The 17,650-nt window shown below is 43.9% G+C and carries 12 protein-coding genes; all 12 read left to right on the plus strand.

The window, feature by feature from the left end; genetic code table 11:
* Positions 1 to 6: 6 nt before the first annotated feature.
* The 12 genes from E4T81_RS10535 to E4T81_RS10590 all read left to right on the plus strand — a co-directional run bounded on the left by E4T81_RS10535 (position 7) and on the right by E4T81_RS10590 (position 17,610).
* Complete coding sequence (locus tag E4T81_RS10535; RefSeq protein WP_135044293.1) at positions 7 to 687, plus strand: cell division ATP-binding protein FtsE; 681 nt, start codon at positions 7 to 9, stop codon at positions 685 to 687.
* A 66-nt stretch (positions 688 to 753) separates the two neighbouring features.
* The gene (locus tag E4T81_RS10540) at positions 754 to 2,076 is read left to right on the plus strand and encodes an aspartate kinase (protein WP_135044294.1); all 1,323 of its coding nucleotides are present in this window, start codon (positions 754 to 756) and stop codon (positions 2,074 to 2,076) included.
* A gap of 18 nt (positions 2,077 to 2,094) precedes the next feature.
* Positions 2,095 to 3,240 carry a diaminopimelate decarboxylase gene (gene lysA / locus E4T81_RS10545; protein ID WP_135044295.1) on the plus strand — a complete coding sequence of 382 codons (1,146 nt, stop codon included), beginning with the start codon at positions 2,095 to 2,097 and terminating at the stop codon, positions 3,238 to 3,240.
* An 813-nt stretch (positions 3,241 to 4,053) separates the two neighbouring features.
* Complete coding sequence (locus tag E4T81_RS10550; protein ID WP_167761843.1) at positions 4,054 to 5,175, plus strand: efflux RND transporter periplasmic adaptor subunit; 1,122 nt, start codon at positions 4,054 to 4,056, stop codon at positions 5,173 to 5,175.
* A 4-nt stretch (positions 5,176 to 5,179) separates the two neighbouring features.
* Entirely contained in the window at positions 5,180 to 8,260 is a 3,081-nt protein-coding gene (locus E4T81_RS10555) for an efflux RND transporter permease subunit (protein ID WP_135044299.1), read from the plus strand.
* A gap of 38 nt (positions 8,261 to 8,298) precedes the next feature.
* Complete coding sequence (locus E4T81_RS10560; RefSeq protein WP_135044301.1) at positions 8,299 to 9,492, plus strand: TolC family protein; 1,194 nt, start codon at positions 8,299 to 8,301, stop codon at positions 9,490 to 9,492.
* Between the two features lie 97 nt (positions 9,493 to 9,589).
* On the plus strand, positions 9,590 to 10,186 hold the full coding sequence (locus E4T81_RS10565; protein WP_135044304.1) for a superoxide dismutase: 597 nt from the start codon (positions 9,590 to 9,592) through the stop codon (positions 10,184 to 10,186).
* Positions 10,187 to 10,457: 271 nt separating this feature from the next.
* Positions 10,458 to 11,129, plus strand: coding sequence for an ion channel (locus E4T81_RS10570; RefSeq protein WP_371683046.1), 672 nt, complete (start codon positions 10,458 to 10,460; stop codon positions 11,127 to 11,129).
* A 78-nt stretch (positions 11,130 to 11,207) separates the two neighbouring features.
* Positions 11,208 to 12,539: a gliding motility-associated C-terminal domain-containing protein gene (locus E4T81_RS10575; protein WP_135044308.1), complete on the plus strand. Its 1,332-nt coding sequence runs from the start codon at positions 11,208 to 11,210 to the stop codon at positions 12,537 to 12,539.
* Between the two features lie 20 nt (positions 12,540 to 12,559).
* Positions 12,560 to 13,522 (plus strand): lytic transglycosylase domain-containing protein, encoded by a 963-nt coding sequence (locus E4T81_RS10580; RefSeq protein WP_135044310.1) that lies wholly within the window; start codon positions 12,560 to 12,562, stop codon positions 13,520 to 13,522.
* A 14-nt stretch (positions 13,523 to 13,536) separates the two neighbouring features.
* On the plus strand, positions 13,537 to 16,374 hold the full coding sequence (gene uvrA, locus E4T81_RS10585; protein ID WP_135044312.1) for an excinuclease ABC subunit UvrA: 2,838 nt from the start codon (positions 13,537 to 13,539) through the stop codon (positions 16,372 to 16,374).
* Positions 16,375 to 17,082: 708 nt separating this feature from the next.
* A complete protein-coding gene (locus tag E4T81_RS10590) occupies positions 17,083 to 17,610 on the plus strand; it encodes a helix-turn-helix domain-containing protein (RefSeq protein WP_135044314.1) in 528 nt (175 codons plus the stop codon).
* Positions 17,611 to 17,650: the final 40 nt, after the last annotated feature.

Below are 17,650 nucleotides of genomic sequence, written 5' to 3' on the forward strand. Positions count from 1 at the left end.
CCTGAAATGAAAGTCATTGATTATAAGAATGTCGAGATTCTGCGGAAGGAGCATGTAGTCCTTAAAAACGTGAATCTTGAGGTTGAAGAAGGTGAGTTTTTATATATCATCGGCAAGGTGGGCAGTGGAAAAAGCAGCCTGCTGAAGTCAATGTATGCCGAAATCCCGGTAGAGACCGGTGAGGCTCATGTCCTGGACTATGAAATCTCTGCAATCAAGCGCAAGAAGATTCCTATGTTGCGGCGCGAAATTGGAATCGTATTTCAGGACTTCCAGCTGTTGACTGACCGTACTGTATACGAGAATCTGCTATTTGTGCTGCAGGCGACAGGGTGGAAAAACAAGAGCGACATGGACGACCGCATTGAGGAGGTGCTTAAAGAGGTAGGCATGATTACCAAGTCATACAAGATGCCTCATGAACTGTCAGGTGGTGAGCAGCAGCGTATTGTGATTGCGCGGGCTTTGTTGAACCGACCGAGACTTATACTCGCCGATGAGCCTACTGGCAATCTTGACCCCGCTACAGGCGAGCAGATTGTAAGGTATCTGCATCGTATAGCATCGGAAGGCACTGCTGTAATTATGGCAACCCATAACCTTAGCCTTCTTGACACCTTTCCGGGAAAGGTGTTGCGCTGCGATGACAAGCATCTTTCTCCTATGGATGGAATTGCGTGCAATTAATGTCAATGGTTTGACGGTTTTTTATTAATTTTGCAAGAATATTTGTAATTATTAGATATAATCAGAATGAAGGTTTTAAAATTTGGAGGCACTTCTGTAGGTTCAGCCCAGCGTATCAAGGAAGTAGCCGGGCTTGTAACCTCGCGTGGTAAAAACATTGTTGTATTGTCAGCTATGTCCGGTACCACCAATACTCTTGTTGAAATATCGGAATATCTCTACAAAAAGAACATTGACGGGGCAAAAGAGACCGTCAACCAGCTTGAATCGAAATACATGCGTACGATAGATGAGCTGTATGACACTCCTGCAGCTAAGGAAGCTGCCACTAAGGAAGTGAAGGGATGTTTCAATTACATACGTTCATTCACTAAGGATATTTTCACTCTTTTTGAAGAAAAGGAGATTCTTGCGCAGGGTGAGCTCATGTCAACTGCCATGATGAATATATATCTTCAGGAAAAAGGTATCAACTCAGTGTTGTTGCCTGCGCTGGACTTTATGCGCACTGACAAGAATGCCGAGCCTGACACTCAATATATCCGTCAGAAGCTGAATGCTCAGATGGAGAAGCATCAGGACGCCGACATGTATATCACACAGGGCTACATTTGCCGCAATGCATATGGCGAGATTGACAATCTGCAGCGTGGGGGAAGCGATTACACCGCTTCGCTTATAGGCGCGGCAATCAACGCTGATGAAATCGAAATCTGGACCGACATCGACGGTATGCATAACAACGATCCCCGATTTGTAGAGGGAACACAACCTGTTAAGGAACTTCACTTTGAAGAAGCTGCCGAGCTTGCCTATTTTGGCGCGAAGATTCTTCATCCTACATGTATTCTTCCTGCGAAGCTAAATAACATACCTGTAAGATTGCTTAACACCATGCAGCCTGACGCAGCCGGGACTTTGATTCATAATATACAGGATCCGCGAAAGATTAAGGCTGTTGCGGCTAAAGACAATATCACGGCAATAAAAATCAAGTCGGGCAGGATGCTGCTCGCTTACGGTTTCCTGCGCAAGGTATTTGAAGTCTTTGAGACCCACCAGACTCCTATTGACATGATTGCCACCTCGGAGGTAGGAGTGTCGCTTACTATTGATAATGAGCGCAATCTCAATCACATACTTGATGATTTGCGCAAATTTGGCACTGTGACAATTGACCGTGACATGGTTATAATCTGTGTCGTAGGTGATTTGGAATGGCAGAACCGTGGTTTTGAAGCCGAGGCTCTTGATGCGCTTAAAGAAATTCCGGTGCGCATGATTTCTTATGGCGGCAGTAATTATAATATATCTTTCCTTGTAAGAAAGGAAGATAAGGTGAAAGCGCTCAACTTGTTAAGCGACAGATTGTTTAAACATAAGGTTTAACGCTTAATTTAGGATAAGATGAGTAATTTCCCGATTAAAGAATTTGAAGCTGCGGCAACTCCGTTTTATTTCTATGACATGGAGTTGCTCCGGCGTACTCTTGATGCAGTAAAAGACTCGGCGCATGACGATAATTTCCATGTACACTACGCTATAAAAGCCAATGCCAATCCACTTGTAATCAAGAAGATTTCAGAAGCAGGATTAGGTGTGGACTGTGTTAGTGAGGGAGAGATCAGAGCTGCGCTGAAAGCCGGATTCCCAGCGTCAAAGATTGTATTTGCGGGAGTAGGGAAGGGCGACAGCGAAATTGACTATGCCCTTGACAATGATATAGAGTGTTTTAATGTGGAGTCAATCCCTGAACTTCAGCTGATTCAAGAGATGGCTGCGGTAAAATGCAAGGTTGCCAATATTGCCATTCGCGTGAATCCTGATATTGACGCACATACACACCATTATATTACTACCGGCCTCGAAGAAAACAAGTTTGGCGTTGCACTTGACATGTTGCGTAGCGCTGTGGACTACTGTCTGAAGAGTCCTAATCTGCGTCTCGTCGGACTTCATTTTCACATAGGTTCGCAGATTACGGTAATGGAACCGTTTAAACTGTTGTGTGAACGCATTAACGGACTGATTGATACATATAAGAAGCTTGGAGTTGAGTTTCAGTCAATTAATGTAGGCGGTGGTCTTGGTATAGATTATGAAGACCCTGACGGACAGCCGATACCTGACTTTAAGTCATATTTTGAGGTATTTCGCAATAACCTTCGTCTTGATTCTACTCAACAGGTTCATTTTGAATTGGGTAGGTCAATCGTAGGGCAGTGTGGCTCTTTAATTACAAAAGTACGGTATGTTAAAGAAGGGCTTAAAAAGAAATTTGTGATTGTAGATGCCGGAATGACCGACTTGATACGTCCTGCGCTGTATCAGGCTCATCATGTTATTCAGAACATAACATCAACCGATATCGCTACGGAGACATATGATGTCGTGGGACCTATATGCGAATCGTCTGATTGTTTTGGTGTTGAAGAGACTCTTCCTGTAACAAAACGAGGTGACTTGATTGCAATCCGTTCGGCAGGTGCATATGGTGAGATTATGGCGTCTCAGTACAATTGCCGCAATCTTCCCGGATGTGTGACCAATTAAAATGAGCATGATATATTGAAAAGCGGGATGAAAACCTCATCTCGCTTTTTTATTGACTCTATGTTTGAGGGGATACTATATTTTGGAGGGTTGGGGTATTGTTGGGTAATTAGATTGTATTTCCCCGTTCAATCGTATTTAACATAATATTGATTATGGGAAATGATTGATACTTAAAAATAGGGCTCTCTGCAACCCGGTTGCGACACTACTGCTGTAAATTTGCACAAAAATAACTATCTTTACAACGTGAAGTCAATTTGCTATAAAATATTTCCGTTATTACTGAGTGTGTTAGTCTTGCTGACTACTACACTACAGTTTCATCACCATGACTGTCACGGCTCTATTTATTTCACGATTCCGTCGGAAAAGGACGTAGTAGTCAACTTTAACGACGGTCACCTCTCCTTTAACGAGTGTCACCACCACTACATGTCAAATCCGGAACATGAGCCGGATTGCAATGGACACAAATGCTCAATGCATATTGACCAACCCGGGAAATTCAGGCAACAGGCTATGCAAAATATTCTGTTGATTGCTGTTTTTGATATATTCCTTAACTCAAATAAGAAATTAGAATTATCAGAATGGATTACTCAAGTCTATTCGTGTGACGACAGCCACTCTCAACGGTGTTTGTTGCAGATAATCAGGTCATCATCAATATTCAGGGCACCTCCGGTCATGTGGAGATTTTAATCGGCTATTACCCGTTCAATAGTCTGTAAGTCAGTATTTTAATAAAAATAACAATTTAAATTCCACATGAAATATACATCTATATTCTTGCTAATAAGCCTATTAGCTATGTCTTCGTGTAATCATGACAACCATTCCGGTCATAGTCATCACTCTGCAGAGGAAGAGGTGTCGGAACATGAAACTCACGATCATTCACATGACGAAAATAAAAGTAATCCGGATGAAATTGTACTCTCGCCTGAGGCTGCGGAGAAGTATGGCGTAAAAGTACAGACTATATGCCGGCAACCATTCTCCGACGCTATAAAGGTGAGCGGAAGTATCACAGGTACACCTGATGATGTTACTGCAATTGTCGCAAAATCATCAGGAATAGTATCATTTAACAATGGAATCTCCCCCGGAATGAAACTGAGGTCAGGAGCAACTATCGGTGCTGTGACGTCCAAAGGATTTGCCGGAGGTGATGCCGATGAAGTCGCCTCAGTACAATACCAATCGGCTAAAAAGGAATTAGACCGTATCACTCCGCTATATAAGGAAGGGATAGTCTCTGCAAAAGACTATAATGCGGCGCTTGCAGCTTATGAGCAGGCACGGGCCGCATATTCCGGTCGCACTTCTGGCAGCTCTATAGTGTCGCCGGCTAATGGCGTAATTACAGAGTTACTGGTTAATCAGGGCGCATATGTAAATGCCGGAGAGCCTGTGGCTACCCTATCACGCAATTCTCACCTCCTGTTGAAAGCTGATGTCCCTCAGAAATATCATTCCCGATTATCTAAGGTGACTACCGCTAACTTTAGACCGTCATATTCCGATGAAATATATTCTATGGCTGAACTCAATGGCAAACGCACATCCTCAGCCGAGAATATTGCAGTACAACCGGGCTATATACCTGTTTACTTCGCTTTTGACAACAATGGAACGATTGTCCCCGGCTCCTCAGCAGAGGTATATCTTCAAAGTGCTGCTACTGATTCCGCTCTTGTCATTCCATCAAGCGCGCTCACTGAACAGCAGGGCAAACTATTTGCCTATGTCAAGATTGATGACCACGGTTATGAGAAACGCAACGTAACTGTCGGCATTTCCAATGGAAAGGAAGTCGAACTGTTGTCAGGCATCAAAGAGGGCGAGAATGTAGTCACCGAAGGCGTGATTTTTGTAAAACTCGCAGAAACATCAAATGTAGTTCCGGAGGGTCACTCCCACAATCATTAAGATCATGCTTAACAAGATAATAAAGTTTTCGCTTGCCAACCGTGTCACGGTTGTGGTATTGTCGGGGCTTCTTCTTCTCGCCGGCTGTGCGGTGTTGTTAAAGATGGATGTGGACATATTCCCTGACTTGAATGCGCCTACCGTTGTTGTGATGACAGAGGCACCGGGTCTGGCACCGGAAGAAGTTGAGAAGGTGGTCACCTACCCTGTTGAAACAGCAGTAAACGGAGCTACCGACGTGCGCCGTGTTAGATCGTCGTCGGCTACAGGATTTTCTGTTGTATGGATTGAATTTGACTGGGGTACCGATATTTACAAAGCCCGACAGATTGTCGCTGAAAGGCTTAACGAGGTAGCCGAAAAACTTCCTTCCGGTGTCGGGACGCCTGTGATAGGTCCTCAGTCGTCAATTTTGGGCGAGATGCTTATAATCGGACTCACCTCCGACTCGACGTCAATGACAGAATTACGCACTATCGCTGACCGGACTATCGCGCCACATTTGCTCTCCATCGGCGGTGTGTCTCAGGTGTCGGTGCTTGGTGGCGACGTAAAAGAGTATCAGATTCAGATGAATCCTGATAAAATGAAGCATTTTGATGTCACCCTTGACGAAGTGGTTGCTGCCACCGAGTCAATCAATGACAATGCATCAGGAGGTATCACATATGACTATGGCAATGAATACATAATCAAAGGTGACATAAATACATCATCGGTAGATGAACTCGGAAATTCGGTTGTAAGGAGCGATGACCGTGGAATAGTGCTGTTGTCGGATGTCGCTGACATCGTTGTCGGAGGAAAGCTCCCGTTGACAGGAGCGGCGTCAATAAACGGCACTCCTTCTGTATTGCTTACCGTTACAAAGCAACCCTCGACAGGCACCATCGAACTGACGTCGACAATAGAAGAGGAATTATCTCGCCTATCGGCAACAATGCCGTCAGACATACGGATTTCCACTGACATATTCCGGCAAAGTGACTTTATAGACAGCTCTATAAGCAATCTCCAGCAATCATTATTTGAGGGAGCTATATTTGTCATTGTCATCCTGTTTTTCTTCTTGATGAATGTACGCACGACGCTCATCTCGCTTGTGGCGTTGCCTATGTCCATTATAGTTACGATAATAGTGCTCAACATGCTTGGCATGAGCATAAACACCATGAGTCTCGGCGGTATTGCCATCGCTATCGGCTCGCTTGTGGACGACGCGATAGTCGATGTCGAAAATGTTTATAAGCGGTTACGAGAAAACTCCTCGCTGCCCGATGACAAGCGACGCTCTGTGCTGTCAGTGGTATTTGAGGCGTCAAAAGAAGTTCGTATGCCCATATTCAACTCTTCGCTTATAATTATCGCAAGCTTCCTTCCCTTATTCTTTTTACGTGGACTTGAAGGAAGAATGCTTATTCCTCTTGGCATATCTTTTATAGTTGCACTTATCGCATCTACCGTTGTCGCTCTTACTCTTACTCCTGTATTGTGTAGTTATCTGCTAAAAAGCGACAAAGCCGACCGACTTGGTAAAGAATCATGGGTTGCAAGAAATCTAAAATCGCTATATAGGCGTGGACTCGAAGTGGCGTTCAATCACAGGAAGTCCATGATTGCAGGAGTATCGGCTCTGTTTATATTGACACTCGGACTATTCTTTACGCTTGGACGCAGTTTCCTCCCCTCATTTAACGAAGGCTCGTTTACAATAAATGTAAGTGCGTTGCCGGGTATTTCTCTTGAAGAGAGTGATCATATCGGCAGGATTGCAGAAGAGGCAATAATGTCAGTCCCGGAAGTGAAGACTGTAGCAAGAAAGACAGGACGCGCCGAGCTTGACGAGCATTCGCTTGGAGTGAATGTTTCCGAAATAGAGGCTCCTTATGTGCTTTCCGACCGTTCACGGAGCGAAGTCGTCCGTGAACTGCGAGCTAAACTATCCGAGATTCCGGGAGTAAACATAGAGATTGGTCAGCCTATTTCTCACCGCATAGACGCCATGCTGTCAGGAACTGAAGCGCAGATTGCAATTAAGATATTTGGCGATGACCTGCAATCACTCTACTCCGTTGGTTCTGAAATAAAAAATCAGATTTCCGATATACCCGGAATCGTTGATGTTAATATTGAGCAGCAGGTAGGCCGACCGCAGCTTGACATCCGTCCCCGCAGAGAGATGCTTGCACGGTATGGAATACCGGTAAACAAATTTGCCGAGTTCATAAATATTACTCTTGGTGGAAAAACCGTCTCGCAGGTCTATGAAGGCGGACTTCCCTACGACGTGACATTAAGAGTAAGCGATGTAAATCGGGAAACGCTTGCCGCAATCTCGGAGTTGATGATTGACAGCAATGTAGGCAAAATACCTCTCGACAATGTTGCCGATATAGTATCTACAACCGGTCCTAACACCATTAACCGGGAAAATGTGAGTCGTCGTATCGTGGTTTCTGCAAATGTAGATGACAGGGATTTAAGAAGTGCGGTAAATGACATCAGAAAGAAGATTGATGATAATGTAAAGATGCCTGACGGCTATTACCTAAACTATTCAGGACAATTTGAAAGTGAATCGGAGGCATCCCGTACACTTGCATTGACATCATTGGGCGCGCTGATAATAATTATGATGCTGCTCTATTCCGAGTTTCATGACATCAAGCAGACAATGATAATACTGGTGAACATGCCTCTCGCCATGATAGGCGGAATCCTGATACTCCGGTTTACTTCAGGTGAAATAAACATACCGGCCATTATCGGTTTTATCTCGCTGCTTGGCATAACAACACGCAACGGCATGCTGCTCATATCGCGTTACAACCATCTTGCCCAAGAGCATGTGGGGCTAATCGACCGCATAAGAACAGGTTCTGTCGACAGGCTGTTGCCTATCATGATGACGGCGCTTACATCGGCGCTGGCACTGATACCGCTCGCATTGCGTGGCGGAGAGCCGGGAAATGAGATTCAATCACCTATGGCAATAGTGATTTTAGGCGGTTTGATAACATCTACGTTGCTAAACATATTCGTTACGCCCGTGTTATATTATTTAACAAATAGAAAAAAAGTGTAACTTTGCAAGTTGAACTCAAAAAAACTTAGAAACATCTCATGCTGAAATCAAGTACAAGCTTATTGCTTTTCACTGTAGGGATATTCTCTTTTGATGCCCCTGCTCAAAATTTTGACACCTTGCTTAATAAAGTTGTGAGCAACAATACGGAACTCATGTCATCGGTGGCTGCCACGCACAGTGAGTTGCTTTCACTTAAAAGCGAAAACAACCTCCCCGACCCTGAAGTCGAGCTGGAATATCAGTGGGGGCGCCATGAGGTCGGTGATAAATTTGATGTCAACGTGACTCAAGGATTTGACTGGCCAGGGGTATATGCAGCACGTGGCAAGGCAAATAAAATTGCATCAGAAGCGATGAGCTATCTTAACCGCAGCAATTATATTGACAAGCGGCTGGAAATAAAACAGACGCTGATTGACATTGTAAATGTCAAGAAAAACATGGCGGTGGTAAAAGGACGCCTTGCCCTGATGGACACGATGATTGAAAAGTATACGACAGGAGTCAATAACGGCGAACTGACAATACTTGACTTGCGAAAGCTAAAGATTGAGAAAATAAGGCTCAATGAGTCAATGGCGGCGCTTGAATCGGAATTTGCGCTGCTTAAATCAACGCTTGAAGTCCAGAACGGCGGCAAAAATTGTGACGATATAATCGCGTCAATTGACAATTATCCCGACGACGTGATTCTTCCTGCTGAAGAATATGAGAAGATAATTGAAGAAAATGACCCTTCGGTTAAATACAGCTCGTTAATGATGCAGTCACAGGCTCAGCGGGTCAAAGCGGAGCGCCTTACGCGGCTGCCGGGATTTACTCTCGGATACCATCACAGCTGGGAAGACGGGGATGTATTCAATGGCATGATCGTAGGAGTCACGTTACCGTTTTTTTCAACCCATAACAAAGTGCGCGCGGCAAAGGCTCTCAGTCGTTCGCTCGAATATGACGAGATGACTGTAGCTATTAAAAAGCGTGCGACTGCAAAAGCTGACCGCGAAAAAGCGCTTGCATTGTACAAGCAGATGTCGGCATATGAGGCAGTGTTGAAAAACGACAACTCCGTAGATCTTCTCGGTAAGTCACTTGATGGAGGACAAATTTCACTCCTTGACTATCTTGGCGAGATGGATTACTACATGCAGGCGGAGCGCGATTACCTTGCCGCTCAGTATCAATACCACCAGACGCTCGCTAATCTTAACAAATACAAAGTATTGGATTAGTAAGTGTTATAAAGCATTAAAGCGATAAAACGCCCTAAACTTTTAAATGTTTGGGGCGTTTTACTTTCAAAACATACAAAACAATAAGTAATACAATATGGAAACTAACGTATACTCTCAACCCAAACTACCTTATGCGCCCGACGCCCTTGCTCCTGCAATAAGTGCCGAAACAATAAGCTATCATTGGGGCAAGCATGAAAAAGCTTATATCGACAATCTTAATAAGCTCATCAGAGACACTGAATGGGAGGACACTTCGCTTGAAGAGATTATCCGTGAAGCCAATGGCCCGTTGTTTAACAATGCGTCACAGGCATGGAATCATATTTTTTACTTCTTTTCATTCAGTCCTGACGGTGGTGGCGAACCTCATGGAGATTTGGCTGATGCCATAAAGGAGGAGTTCGGATCATTTGAAGAATTCAAAAAACTCTTTGTAGATGCCGGCGTCGGATTGTTTGGCTCCGGTTGGGTCTGGCTTTCTCAAGACAAAGACGGAAAGCTCTTTATCACTCAGGGACCGAATGCCGCCAACCCGTTAACCCAGGGACTGACACCTATACTGACATTTGATGTATGGGAACACGCATACTATCTTGACTACCAAAACCGCCGTGCCGAGGCTCTTGACAAGCTGTGGAGCATAATCGACTGGGATGTAGTCGGGAGTAGATATTCCAAAAAGATGTAATCGTACTTTTTCTCATAATGCGCACTAACGCAAGAAACAGACTATAGCACTTTTAAGCATAATGTGATGAATGAAGGCCGGAGGACTCGTGAGAGCCCTCCGGCTTTTTCGATATAACAGGCAACAAAACAATCCTTTGAATTTCTTGTTTTTAATAATATAAATTCAGCTATTTATGGATAATACTGCGACACCGAATAATCAGTCTAAACCTGCACTAAGAGAGAAGCACACCGGGGCAGGAAGAATAATACTACGCATACTGCACATAATGGTGCTGCTTTGCTCGATAGGACTAATCGTGCTCATATCCTATGACTGCTTCAGAAACATATCATTTCTCGCGAATGACACATACATGAAGATTCAATTCTGGATATGCCTTTTCTTTATATTTGACGTGATTGTGGAGTTTTTTTTCGCTCCTAAAAAGTGGCAATACATAGTGTCACATATCTTTTTCCTGATTGTAAGCATACCGTATCTTAACATAATAGAGTACTATAATATCAGTCTGTCACCCGAATTGCAGTATCTCGTGAGATTTATCCCTATGATACGCGCAGCCTATGTACTGACAATTGTGCTTGGCGTATTGTCAACCGATAAGATATCAAGCCTGTTTACAGCTTATGTCGGACTACTTGTCGCGACAGTATACTTTGCCAGTATGATGTTTTTTATTGAAGAACATTACATCAATCCCGGCGTCACGACTTACTGGTCGGCGCTCTGGTGGGCTTTTATGGATGTCACGACAGTAGGATGCAATATAAATGCGATAACCCCTACAGGAAAGGTGCTTGCAGTGATTCTTGCAGCTGAAGGACTCATATTGTTCCCTATATTTACAGTGTACATAACCAATGCCCTGGCACGTAAGTCGGCGGTGTCGGCAAAAACCGCGCAAACAGCATCTGCAAAAACGGCAAAAACCGCTTGAATTAGTTAAAGGAGTTAACATGTGATTTTTTCTGATTCTCGCATTTTTAAGTTATCTTTGTAGGTCAAAGCGACCTCTATGAAAAGAATACTCACTTCAGCAACCCTACTCGCATTTTATATAAATGCGTTTCCACAGATGGACTTTTCCGGCAACACTCTTGCCGTAATCACCCGGCAGGCACCTGTCTCAACCGGACTGGAGTCAATATATGTGGTAAGCGATGTCACCGGCGTCAGCGCAAGCTATCATTCCCCCGACGGCAACCGGGTCAAGTGGTATCGATTCAGTAATCTTGGCGGAGGTTATGCCGAAGAGCTCCATGATGTAACCTACAATGGCAATGTCTCTACACTACATTCGCTACAAGGCGATATGGGATACATCATTGAGGACGGAAATACACGACACTGTTACTGGGTCGTAAATTATGCCGCTCATAGGCTGAATCTCGGATCGCTTTCGATAAGCCCGGAAAGTGACTGTTCGACGATAATACTCGACTTCACGGGAAATGCAGATGCTATAAATTATTACTCTGTAAACGGACAAAAGCAAGAGCTGTCGCGTGGCATGAAACTCGGATACAGCACATTGAAGTATGATGAAGAGGCAGCTATATATGTCTTTGACGATGTAGCCGACGAACTTTCTCATGTAGCAGGGACGATAAGGGTGGCAGCGCCGTTATGTAACACTGATTTCAGTCTTTCGGGCGACATATTTCTTGACGCATGGGGAGAATCACGGTCTGTCGTTTCGCCTTTTTATGAATCAAAAGCCGTAGAGGCGTCAACGTCGGCTCAGCAGGTGTCACGCGACAACGACAACGAGCAAAAGGTGGAGACCAACGGGCTTGGCGGCTCGGCTCCTGTAGAAATTGATTTTCATGCGGTGGCAACAGATGCTGCGATTTTCAAAGAATGGCAGATTGCTACTGACTCCGAATTTGATTTTATCGATTACCGGGCTAATGAACTTGACATGAATTATGTGTTTAACAACGAAGGCGTGTTCTATGTAAGGTTTATGGCAAGCAATTCAGCCGGTGATTGTGACTTTTACTCCCCTGTCTATGAAGTCTCGATCGGAGATTCCGACATAATATGCCCCAATGCATTCTCTCCGGGTTCAAGCGAAGGCATAAACGACATTTGGAAAGTAAGCTACAAATCAATAATTGATTTTGAGTGTCATATATTTAACCGCTGGGGAATTCAGGTTGCACACTTTTCTGACCCTTCACAGGGATGGGATGGAAAACATAATGGCAAACTGGTGCCTGCGGGAGTATATTTTTACGTGATAAAAGCGCGTGGCGCCGATGGCAAGGAGTATAATCTGCGTGGCGATATAAATATCATAAATTACAAGCGGAATTACTCCGGGTCAGGTAATTTGACAGAATAATCATAAAAAACGATACTGACATGACTTATAAAAAAAATATAGCAAAAATATGTGTGGTCACAATGATTGGCTGCACATCTCTCTCCACCCCCATTCTGATTGACGCGCAACAACGTTCAAGCGTGGTGTTCTCGTCAATTGAAAATCCGGAAATACCGAAGTCAATGGTTTTTGCCGGCAAGACAGTTGACCTGGATCGTGTCGACATGTATGAACGTCTTGACCGTGAGTTGACGGCTATGGCTTACACCCACGGCAACACTCTTCTTGTGTTGAAAAGAGCCAACAAGTATTTCCCTGAGATTATACCGATATTGAAAAAGAATGGAGTGCCTGAAGATCTGGTGTACCTGGCGTGTATCGAGAGCACATTGAATCCGCGAGCTTATTCCGGAGCCAAGGCGGCAGGCCTCTGGCAATTCATGGCTGCGACAGCTAAACAATATGGGCTTGAGGTAAATGAATATGTAGACGAGCGATACAATACAGCAAAGGCTACCGAGGCGGCATGCCGCTATCTGAAAAGTGCCTTTAATAAATATGGCAACTGGGAGTCGGCGGCTGCTTCTTACAATGGCGGCATGGGCAGAATAAGCAACGAGATTGCCGCGCAGGGAGAGGAATCGGCTTATAACCTGTATCTTGTCGATGAGACCGCACGTTACATATACCGACTGCTTGCCATGAAACTCATCATGGAGACACCGGCAAAATATGGCTATCACTTGAAGTCAGACCAACTTTATCAGCCGGTAAAAACCAAAACCGTCATTGTCGATTATCCGGTGGAAGACTGGGCGGCATGGGCAAAAAAACAAGGCATAAGCTATATGCAACTAAGAGATTTCAACCCTTGGATAAGAGCTAAATCACTGCCCAACAAGACCGGCAAAGCTTACTCGGTGGCAATCCCGGAGAAGAGCGACCTTAGCAGGTCGACACAACAAAGAAAGACGTATAACGACTCTTGGACCGTTGATTAACGATAACAATTGATATGGATGAGAATCAAGATAGCCTCTCGGTCATAGGAGCGAGGGTGCATAACCTGAAAAATATTGACGTAACTATCCCTCACAACAAGCTTACCGTAATAACGGGACTAAGTGGCAGCGGCAAGTCTTCTCTTGCGTTTGACACGATTTTTGCCGAGGGACAGCGACGGTATATCGAGACATTCTCTGCTTATGCCAGAAATATGCTCGGCACTCTTGAGCGTCCTGATGTTGACAACATATCAGGGCTCAGTCCGGTAATCGCAATTGAACAGAAGACCATCAACCGCAATCCCCGAAGCACAATCGGCACCACTACCGAGATATATGACTATCTCCGATTGCTGTATGCCAGGATTGGCGAGGCTATAAGCTATATTTCGGGTGAAAAAATGGTGAAATATACCGAAGAAAAGATTGTGTCCATGATTATCAATAAATATGACGGACACAAGATATATCTTCTTGCACCGCTTGTCAAGAACAGGAAAGGTCACTATAAAGAGCTCTTCGAGCAGCTTCGCAAGAAGGGTTTCCTGACAGTCAGAGTAGATGGCGAGCTAAGGGAAATCACGTTCGGCATGAAGCTTGACCGATATAAGAATCACTCGGTGGAGCTTGTGGTCGACAAGCTGAAGGTTAATGCAAAAGATGTGACACGCCTACATGACTCTGTCGACAAATCGCTACAGCAAGGCGGCAAGCAGATGATGGTCTACGACCTTGACGATGACTCCATCGGCTACTATAGCCAGATGTTGATGGACCCGGTAAGCGGTATCTCATACCGTGAACCGGCGCCACATAACTTCTCGTTCAATTCTCCCCAAGGAGCATGTGAAGCATGTAAAGGATTGGGCTATGTGAATATCGTGGATCGCTCCAAACTTATGCCAAATCCGTCATTGTCTATCCATGAAGGAGGAATTGTCGCACTTGGCTCTTACAAGAATTCAATGATATTCTGGCAGATTTCGGCGATATGCGAGAAGTATGGTCACACACTGAAAACCCCGATAAAGGATTTGAGCGAGGACGCAATCAATGACATCCTTAACGGTACTAATGAACGACTTCAGATTAAGACGGAATCGCAGAATACATTTTCTTATTTCCAGACCTACGAGGGGCTTGTCAAGTATCTTGAATTGCAACAGTCAGATGACGCGTCGGCAAAAGCACAGAAATGGAGCGGACAGTATTATTCACGTGCCGTGTGTCCCGAATGTAACGGACAGAGGCTTAACCGCGAAGCGTTGCATTTCTATATAGACGGTAAAAATATTGCCGACCTTGCGGCAATGAATGTATCGGCATTGTATGAATGGGTAAGCGATGTCGAGTGCAAGCTGTCGCCGCAACAGCAGCTAATCGGCAAGGAGATATTGAAGGAGATTCGGTCCAGACTGAAATTTCTTGTAGATGTGGGGCTTGAATACCTGTCGCTTAATCGTAATTCAGCCACGTTGTCAGGCGGAGAAAGCCAGCGTATAAGACTTGCGACGCAGCTTGGCTCGGAACTTGTCAATGTAATGTATATACTTGACGAACCAAGCATAGGGCTGCACCAACGCGACAATAAACGCTTAATCGACTCCTTGAAGCGCCTTCGAGATGCATATAATTCAATTATCGTGGTCGAGCACGACAAGGAAATTATGCTTGAGGCAGATTATGTAATCGACATAGGTCCGAAGGCAGGCAGGAAAGGCGGTAATGTGGTATTTGCCGGCACTCCCAAGGAGATGCTTGCCACCCATACATTGACCGCCGATTATCTTAATGGAGAGAAACAGATCGCCGTTCCGGAAAAGACAAGAGAAGGAAATGGTAAATATATCACTCTTGCCGGATGTCGCGGACATAATCTTAAAAATGTCACATTAAGGCTGCCATTAGGAAAGCTTGTATGTGTGTCAGGGGTGTCAGGAAGCGGCAAATCGAGCCTTATAAACGGCACGTTGCAGCCTATCCTGAGCAAGCATTTCTACCGCTCTCTTCAGGAGCCGTTGCCCTATGAATCGATTGACGGCATAGAGAATATCGACAAGATTGTGACTGTTGACCAGTCGCCGCTGGGCCGTTCTCCAAGATCCAATCCGGCCACATATACCGGTGTATTTTCCGATATCCGCAACCTGTTTGTAAACCTTCCCGAGGCAAAAGTGCGCGGATACAAGCCGGGCAGATTCTCGTTTAACGTTGCCGGTGGCAGATGCGAAGCTTGCAGCGGAAACGGATACAAAGTCATAGAAATGAACTTCCTCCCGGATGTGCTTGTGCCATGCGAGGTATGTGGCGGTAAACGCTATAACAGGGAGACTCTTGAGGTGAGATATAAGGGAAAATCCATTGCCGACGTGCTTGACATGACGATAAACCAAGCTGTAGAGTTTTTCCAGGGCATACCGAATATATTGAAAAAAATACAGGTGCTTCAAGATATAGGCCTTGGATATATAAAGCTTGGTCAGCCCTCAAGTACGCTGTCAGGAGGGGAGAATCAGCGCGTGAAACTCGCTACAGAGCTTGCTAAACGTGATACGGGAAAGACCCTCTTTATTCTTGATGAACCTACGACCGGCTTGCATTTTGAAGACATAAATATACTTCTTGGAGTGTTGAACCGACTTGTCGACAAAGGAAACACCGTACTTGTAATCGAGCATAATCTTGACGTATTAAAGTGTGCTGATTATATAATAGATATGGGACCGGAAGGAGGCAAGAATGGAGGTACAATAGTCGCAGAAGGTACTCCGGTTGAGATTTCATCAAAAAAATCGCCTACAGCGAAATATATAGCAGAAGAAATCGGCTACCAAGGTGCTCGCAAATAAGTCAAAGAAAATATGCTATAAAACATATCATAAAATTTGCATATCTGACAAAAATAGCTGAGTGCTTTAAATATTTGTTAAATATCAGAGAATAAGATGATTACGGTGTTAATTTCCAATAACATCGTAATCATTTCTATTTTCAGCCACGTTATAGATATAGAAGAGCAAAATGATAGAGATGGCATTTAAGAATGCCAATATTGTTTACGATATAAAATTGTATCGGATAATTAAAGTTTGTACATTCTGAAAAGAAAATTAATTCTCACAGCTGCTTAATATTCTAACTTGCAAATGCAAATTACATTTGCAAAATTAGAATGGATTATCATCCGCAAATATCCTTTCCTGTGCTATTCCCAAATATAAATTTTAAGTGTTAACAATAATAAGTAATAGTTATAATGCGCTTATTGCCATATTGGTTACGTTAAAAAATCAAACTACTACTTTAGAAGCTAACACCAAAAGCGCGGTATCGGGCGCAGTATGTGACATCTCTTAGAGTACATACTTAAATATCAGCAACTATTATAGAGTGTTTAAAGTAAGACTTCAATATAATTCCTCTATTTAAGTATGCAAATTGCAATTCCAAACAAAGCCTATTTGTATTATTGAATTAAATATTTCAAAGTGAAAATTTTGAATTTACAATTTAATTAATTACATTTGCACATTGTTAATTGCATAATAGAAACAGTCATGGATATAGCCTCTCGTTTAAAAAGATTCATGGATACCTCCGGGATCCAGTATTCTCAATTTGCTGACACATGCGGCATCCCTCGGCCATCCCTGTCACAGCTACTCAATGGCAGGAATAAAAAGGTCAGCAATGAAGTTATTGAGAAAATCCATCGCGCCTATCCCTCTCTTTCCGTCTCGTGGCTGATGTTTGGCGAAGGAGATATGGGATACAATGCAAATATGCAAATCTCAGAGCCTCAAAATCATGAAAATGACGACGACTCGCTACCCTTACCATCAAGCAATGAGTTATTTAGCGATTTCGATACCCAATTTACAAACGAACACGAAAAAGAGTCAGATAATTTTACTGCGGAAAAAGTACGTAATATTCCCCATCCTCAAGAGCGCGATACTGCAAAATGCGATAATCCGTCGGCTGAATCCATGTCGTTTAATTTGGGCAAGTCGCGAAAAGTTGTTTCTATAATGGTGTTTTACTCTGACAACAGCTTTGACACATTTGTTCCTAAAAGTAATTGACAGCGCTTCCGATTATTTTCCTATATATAAATAAATTTTG

It is taken from the genome of Barnesiella sp. WM24, from assembly GCF_004570975.1.
In the GTDB taxonomy this organism is placed as follows: domain Bacteria; phylum Bacteroidota; class Bacteroidia; order Bacteroidales; family Muribaculaceae; genus Muribaculum.

Excerpts from the sequence above, each read along its gene's own strand:
- E4T81_RS10535 (WP_135044293.1), top strand. The coding sequence starts at position 7 with ATGAAAGTCATTGATTATAAGAATGTCGAGATTCTGCGGAAGGAGCAT.
- E4T81_RS10540 (WP_135044294.1), top strand. The coding sequence starts at position 754 with ATGAAGGTTTTAAAATTTGGAGGCACTTCTGTAGGTTCAGCCCAGCGT.
- lysA (WP_135044295.1), top strand. The coding sequence starts at position 2,095 with ATGAGTAATTTCCCGATTAAAGAATTTGAAGCTGCGGCAACTCCGTTT.
- E4T81_RS10550 (WP_167761843.1), top strand. The coding sequence starts at position 4,054 with ATGTCTTCGTGTAATCATGACAACCATTCCGGTCATAGTCATCACTCT.
- E4T81_RS10555 (WP_135044299.1), top strand. The coding sequence starts at position 5,180 with ATGCTTAACAAGATAATAAAGTTTTCGCTTGCCAACCGTGTCACGGTT.
- E4T81_RS10560 (WP_135044301.1), top strand. The coding sequence starts at position 8,299 with ATGCTGAAATCAAGTACAAGCTTATTGCTTTTCACTGTAGGGATATTC.
- E4T81_RS10565 (WP_135044304.1), top strand. The coding sequence starts at position 9,590 with ATGGAAACTAACGTATACTCTCAACCCAAACTACCTTATGCGCCCGAC.
- E4T81_RS10570 (WP_371683046.1), top strand. The coding sequence starts at position 10,458 with ATGGTGCTGCTTTGCTCGATAGGACTAATCGTGCTCATATCCTATGAC.
- E4T81_RS10575 (WP_135044308.1), top strand. The coding sequence starts at position 11,208 with ATGAAAAGAATACTCACTTCAGCAACCCTACTCGCATTTTATATAAAT.
- E4T81_RS10580 (WP_135044310.1), top strand. The coding sequence starts at position 12,560 with ATGACTTATAAAAAAAATATAGCAAAAATATGTGTGGTCACAATGATT.
- uvrA (WP_135044312.1), top strand. The coding sequence starts at position 13,537 with ATGGATGAGAATCAAGATAGCCTCTCGGTCATAGGAGCGAGGGTGCAT.
- E4T81_RS10590 (WP_135044314.1), top strand. The coding sequence starts at position 17,083 with ATGGATATAGCCTCTCGTTTAAAAAGATTCATGGATACCTCCGGGATC.